Origin of the sequence: Shewanella sp. SG41-4 (genome assembly GCF_014164505.1) — a bacterium.
In the GTDB taxonomy this organism is placed as follows: domain Bacteria; phylum Pseudomonadota; class Gammaproteobacteria; order Enterobacterales; family Shewanellaceae; genus Shewanella.
The window spans coordinates 1-5,025 of the sequence record NZ_JACJFI010000271.1 but is presented as its reverse complement, the minus strand read 5'-3'; the positions used below and the strand labels follow the sequence as shown (position 1 = coordinate 5,025).

The window sequence follows — 5,025 nt, the reverse complement described above, 5'->3', positions numbered from 1 at the left end:
TGGTATCCCTAATGATATGTTCACAGTGTTATTTGCACTGTCTCGTACTGTTGGTTGGATTTCACATTGGAAAGAAATGTTAGATCAACCAGGCCACAAAATTAGCCGTCCACGTCAGTTATACAATGACAATTCGCGCCGTTTAATCACACGCTAACTTTCTAAATAATGATGGAGAACAATATGAAACGCGTGTTAATTCCGCTTCAAGGCGCACAAATGCTTTTTGTCGCTTTTGGTGCACTCGTACTAATGCCGTTATTAACCGGTTTAGACACTAGTGTTGCCTTATTTACTGCCGGTTTCGGTACCCTACTGGTTCAATTAGTCACTAAACGGCAAGTTCCTGTATTCCTAGCATCTTCTTTTGCCTTTATCGCGCCCATTTTATATGGCGTACAAACATGGGGTATTCCTGCCACCATGGGCGGTATAATGGCAGCTGGCGTGGTGTATATGCTACTTGGATTAACGGTAAAGCTTCGTGGCACTGGATTTATACATACTTTATTACCACCGGTTGTTGTCGGCCCAGTCATTATGATCATTGGCTTAGGCTTAGCACCTGTAGCCGTCAATATGGCATTAGGTAAAAGTGGCGATGGAAGTGTGATCATCGTAGAGCAAAATGTCGCGCTAATGATTTCACTTTCGGCATTAATGACCACCATAATCGTCGCGATTTTTGCTAAAGGATTGGTCCGGTTAATGCCTATTCTTGCGGGTATTTTAGTTAGCTATGGTGTGAGCTTAGCCTTTGATGTTGTCGATTTCACCCCTGTTACCCAAGCCGCTTGGTTAGCTATGCCAAACTTTGTTGCTCCTGAATTTAACTGGCATGCGATTTTGTTTATGATCCCTGTAGCCATTGCTCCAGCGGTTGAACACATCGGTGATATTTTAGCCATTTCTAACGTGACGGGTAAAGACTATTTTAAAAAGCCAGGCTTACATCGCACCCTTGTCGGGGACGGTATTGCCACGATAGCTGCTTCGGCATTGGGTGGTCCACCTAATACGACTTACAGTGAAGTAACGGGTGCGGTTACACTGACAAAAAGTTTTGACCCTCGGATCATGACTTGGACAGCCATCACTGCAATAACGCTAGCCTTTGTAGGTAAACTTGGGGCCATGATGCAAACCATACCCGTGCCGGTAATGGGCGGAATTATGTGCTTATTATTTGGCTCGATTGCAGCGGTCGGATTAAATACCTTAATTCGTCATCAAGTCGATTTATCTGAACCTCGTAATCTTAGTATTGTCGGGGTAACGTTAGTGTTTGGTATTGGCGGAATGGCCTTTGGTATTGGCTCGTTTAGTTTAACCGGGATCAGTTTGTGCGGTATTGTCGCTATTTTGATGAACTTGATTTTACCTGCCGTGAAAAAACCACAACCAGAAGAGTAATTTCTGACACGGTGCACGGATGCACTGCTTTGTACTAAATAAGTGTAATTGCACTTATTTAGTACGACATAAAAAAGCCCCAACAACCTTTAGGCTTGGGGCTTTTTATTAAGTGCCTTAAGCACTCAATTATATGTCATTACTCTGCAGCGTCTTCTGTACGGAATTTATCTGCAGTCGCTTTAATGATTGGTTGAAGTTCACCTTTTTGGAACATTTCAGTGATAATGTCACAACCACCAATCAACTCGCCTTCTACCCATAATTGTGGGAATGTCGGCCAGTTAGCAAATTTTGGTAATTCAGCACGAATATCTGGGTGCTGTAAAATATCAACGAACGCAAATTGTTCACCACAGTTGATCATCACTTGAGCAACTTGAGATGAAAATCCACAGCTTGGTAATTTAGGTGAACCTTTCATGTACACAATAATTGGGTTTTCGCTAATTTGCTGCTTAATCTTTTCTACAGTTTCCATTTGATTTCCTAAGTACGACGACTGAACACATTAAGTCTATTGTACGACACCTAGACAAAGAACAAAATCCCACAGTTTGTAGGGTTTATCTAAAATCCATAAAATCGATTACTGCAATCCACATAATTCCCTAAACAATGATTCACATCACAAAAATAATCAGTACAATAGCAGTAGAGCAATGTTACCTGATTGGTAAACAAAACGATAACCTGAATCCATGGAGAGATACTAATGGCTTTCGAACTACCAGCATTACCTTATGCAAAGAACGCACTTGAACCACACATTTCTCAAGAGACTATTGAGTTCCATTATGGTAAGCATCACAACACATATGTGGTAAAACTAAACGGTTTAGTTGAAGGAACTGAGTTTGCTGGCAAAACACTAGAAGAAGTTGTAAAAACTTCAACTGGCGGTATGTTCAACAACGCGGCTCAAGTTTGGAACCACACTTTTTACTGGAACTGCTTAGCACCTAATGCTGGCGGCGAAGCAACTAGCGATATCGCTGCTGCTATCAATGCTTCATTTGGTTCTTTTGAAGAATTCAAAGCTAAATTTACTGATTCTGCAGTAAATAACTTTGGTAGCGCTTGGACATGGTTAGTGAAAAAAGCTGATGGTTCATTAACTATTGTTAACACTAGCAATGCTGCTACACCGTTAACAGATGAGTCTGTTACGATTCTATTAACTGTAGACGTATGGGAACATGCTTACTACGTTGATTACCGTAACGCACGTCCAGAGTATTTAGCTCATTTCTGGCAGCTTGTTAACTGGGAATTTGTTAACAAGAACTTTGCTGCTTAATGTCAATTAACTGCAAAAACTAAAGGAGCCTTTTGGCTCCTTTTTTTATCATTTTATCCGCCTAAAGTACGCAGTCGAGCATCTGACTATTTTTGCAACTATTGCAATTGCTACTGTTTGTTGTTGTTTTTATTTGATTTATTTTTCATTAAAACTTCGCCAAGTTATTTTTCCTGACCTACACTTTAGTCGTAAAGCCTAATGTTGCGCTACAGATTCAACATCACATTTTTGACCATCGCATTAATCACTCAGGCTTTTACGTCATGCAACTGTACGTTTTGAGGGGGTTACTATGGGCATTTTTGAACACTATCAACAACGCTATGAGAAAAAGCGCGACGAAGAATATACTTTAGAGCAATTTCTCGACATCTGTAAACAAGACAGAAGTGCCTATGTGTCTGCTGCAGAACGGTTACTCATGGCTATTGGTGAACCGGAGATTATCGACACAGCAAAAAATCCAATTTTAAGTCGAATTTTCTCTAATCGTGTTATTGCTAGTTATCCAGCATTTAAAGATTTCTATGGCATGGAAGATGCAATTGAACAAATTGTGGCTTACTTAAAGCATTCTGCTCAAGGTTTAGAAGAGTCGAAGCAAATATTATATCTCTTAGGCCCTGTTGGTGGCGGTAAATCATCGCTTGCGGAGAAACTCAAAGCATTAATGCAACACGTACCAATTTACATATTAACTGCCGATGGGGTTCGCAGCCCTGTTAACGACCACCCATTTTGTCTGTTTGATCCTGAAGAAGACAGTGAACTACTCCTAAGCGAATACAACATCCCGAGTCGTTATATCAAAACGATTATGTCACCATGGACTGTAAAACGTTTGCACCAATATGGTGGTGACATCACAAAGTTCAGAGTTGTAAAAGTGTATCCATCGGTGCTCGATCAAATCGGTATTGCTAAAACTGAACCCGGAGATGAGAATAACCAAGATATTTCTGCTTTGGTGGGAAAAGTTGATATTCGTCAGTTAGAACATTTTTCACAAGATGATGCTGACGCCTATGCTTATTCAGGTGCCTTATGTCGTGCAAACCAAGGGTTGATGGAGTTTGTTGAAATGTTTAAAGCACCCATTAAGGTACTTCATCCATTATTGACTGCGACTCAAGAGGGCAATTACAACGGTACTGAAGGTCTATCAGCCTTGCCGTACAACGGTATCATATTGGCCCATTCTAATGAATCTGAATGGTCTGCGTTTAGGAATAATAAAAATAACGAAGCGTTTTTAGATCGCGTCTATATCGTCAAAGTGCCCTACTGTTTACGGGTATCTGAAGAAATGGAAATTTATCAAAAATTATTGGCCAATTCTGAATTATCCACTGCATCTTGTGCACCCGGTACCTTAGAAACCCTGGCACAATTTAGCGTGTTATCGCGTTTAAAAGTGCCCGAAAATTCATCAATTTATTCAAAAATGCGGGTCTATAACGGTGAAAGCTTAAAAGACACCGATCCGAAAGCAAAATCCTATCAAGAATACCGTGACTATGCTGGCGTAGATGAAGGCATGCAAGGGCTATCGACCCGATTTGCATTTAAGATTTTGTCACGAGTATTTAATTTTGACAGTGCAGAAATAGCCGCAAACCCAGTTCACTTATTTTATGTACTCGAAAAGCAAATTGAACAAGAACAATTTCCTAACGATATTAGTGAGAAATATTTAGAGTTTCTTAAAGGTTATTTAATCCCTAAATATGTTGAGTTTATAGGTAAAGAAATCCAAACAGCTTACCTTGAGTCGTATTCTGAATACGGACAAAATATCTTCGACCGTTATGTCACCTATGCTGATTTTTGGATCCAAGATCAAGAATATCGCGACCCAGAAACAGGACAACTTTTTGATCGTGGTGCCTTAAATGCTGAATTGGAGAAAATTGAAAAACCTGCGGGGATAAGTAATCCAAAAGATTTTCGCAATGAAATTGTTAACTTTGTCTTACGTGCTCGGGCCAATAATGAAGGTAATAATCCTCTGTGGACTAGCTATGAGAAATTACGCACAGTGATTGAGAAAAAAATGTTTTCCAACACTGAAGATTTACTGCCTGTGATTTCGTTTAACGGCAAAACATCGAATGACGATCAGCGTAAACATGATGATTTTGTTAATCGCATGATGGAAAAAGGCTACACCAAAAAACAAGTCAGACTATTGTCAGAATGGTATTTAAGAGTGCGTAAATCTTCTTAGAAACCCAATGTTGGTAGCGTCCCTGGCAAGGGCGCTTCCAAAAATAAGACTTGGGAGCGGCGTATGGCAAATTTTATTGATA

At 40.1% G+C, this 5,025-nt stretch carries 5 protein-coding genes; 4 read left to right on the top strand and 1 reads right to left on the bottom strand.

Translation table 11 applies throughout. From position 1 onward, the window contains the following. A partial coding sequence (locus tag H5202_RS17840; protein ID WP_272490477.1) for a citrate/2-methylcitrate synthase occupies positions 1-157 on the top strand: 157 nt, incomplete at its 5' end. A 26-nt stretch (positions 158-183) separates the two neighbouring features. Continuing rightward, complete coding sequence (locus tag H5202_RS17835) at positions 184-1,413, top strand: uracil-xanthine permease family protein (RefSeq protein WP_182773253.1); 1,230 nt, start codon at positions 184-186, stop codon at positions 1,411-1,413. A 139-nt stretch (positions 1,414-1,552) separates the two neighbouring features. On the opposite strand, the gene grxD is transcribed toward H5202_RS17835, so the two are convergent. Continuing rightward, a complete protein-coding gene (grxD, locus tag H5202_RS17830; protein WP_011637214.1) occupies positions 1,553-1,894 on the bottom strand; it encodes a Grx4 family monothiol glutaredoxin in 342 nt (113 codons plus the stop codon). Between the two features lie 234 nt (positions 1,895-2,128). On the opposite strand from grxD, the gene sodB reads away from it, so the two are divergent. Both sodB and H5202_RS17820 read left to right on the top strand, forming a co-directional pair. Next, positions 2,129-2,713 carry a superoxide dismutase [Fe] gene (gene sodB, locus H5202_RS17825; RefSeq protein ID WP_182773252.1) on the top strand — a complete coding sequence of 195 codons (585 nt, stop codon included), beginning with the start codon at positions 2,129-2,131 and terminating at the stop codon, positions 2,711-2,713. Positions 2,714-3,008: 295 nt separating this feature from the next. Beyond that, complete coding sequence (locus H5202_RS17820; protein ID WP_182773251.1) at positions 3,009-4,943, top strand: PrkA family serine protein kinase; 1,935 nt, start codon at positions 3,009-3,011, stop codon at positions 4,941-4,943. Positions 4,944-5,025: the final 82 nt, after the last annotated feature.

Bases quoted from the DNA above. Each gene is read 5' to 3' on its own strand.
- grxD (WP_011637214.1), bottom strand. From the start codon at position 1,894: ATGGAAACTGTAGAAAAGATTAAGCAGCAAATTAGCGAAAACCCAATT.
- H5202_RS17820 (WP_182773251.1), top strand. From the start codon at position 3,009: ATGGGCATTTTTGAACACTATCAACAACGCTATGAGAAAAAGCGCGAC.
- sodB (WP_182773252.1), top strand. From the start codon at position 2,129: ATGGCTTTCGAACTACCAGCATTACCTTATGCAAAGAACGCACTTGAA.
- H5202_RS17835 (WP_182773253.1), top strand. From the start codon at position 184: ATGAAACGCGTGTTAATTCCGCTTCAAGGCGCACAAATGCTTTTTGTC.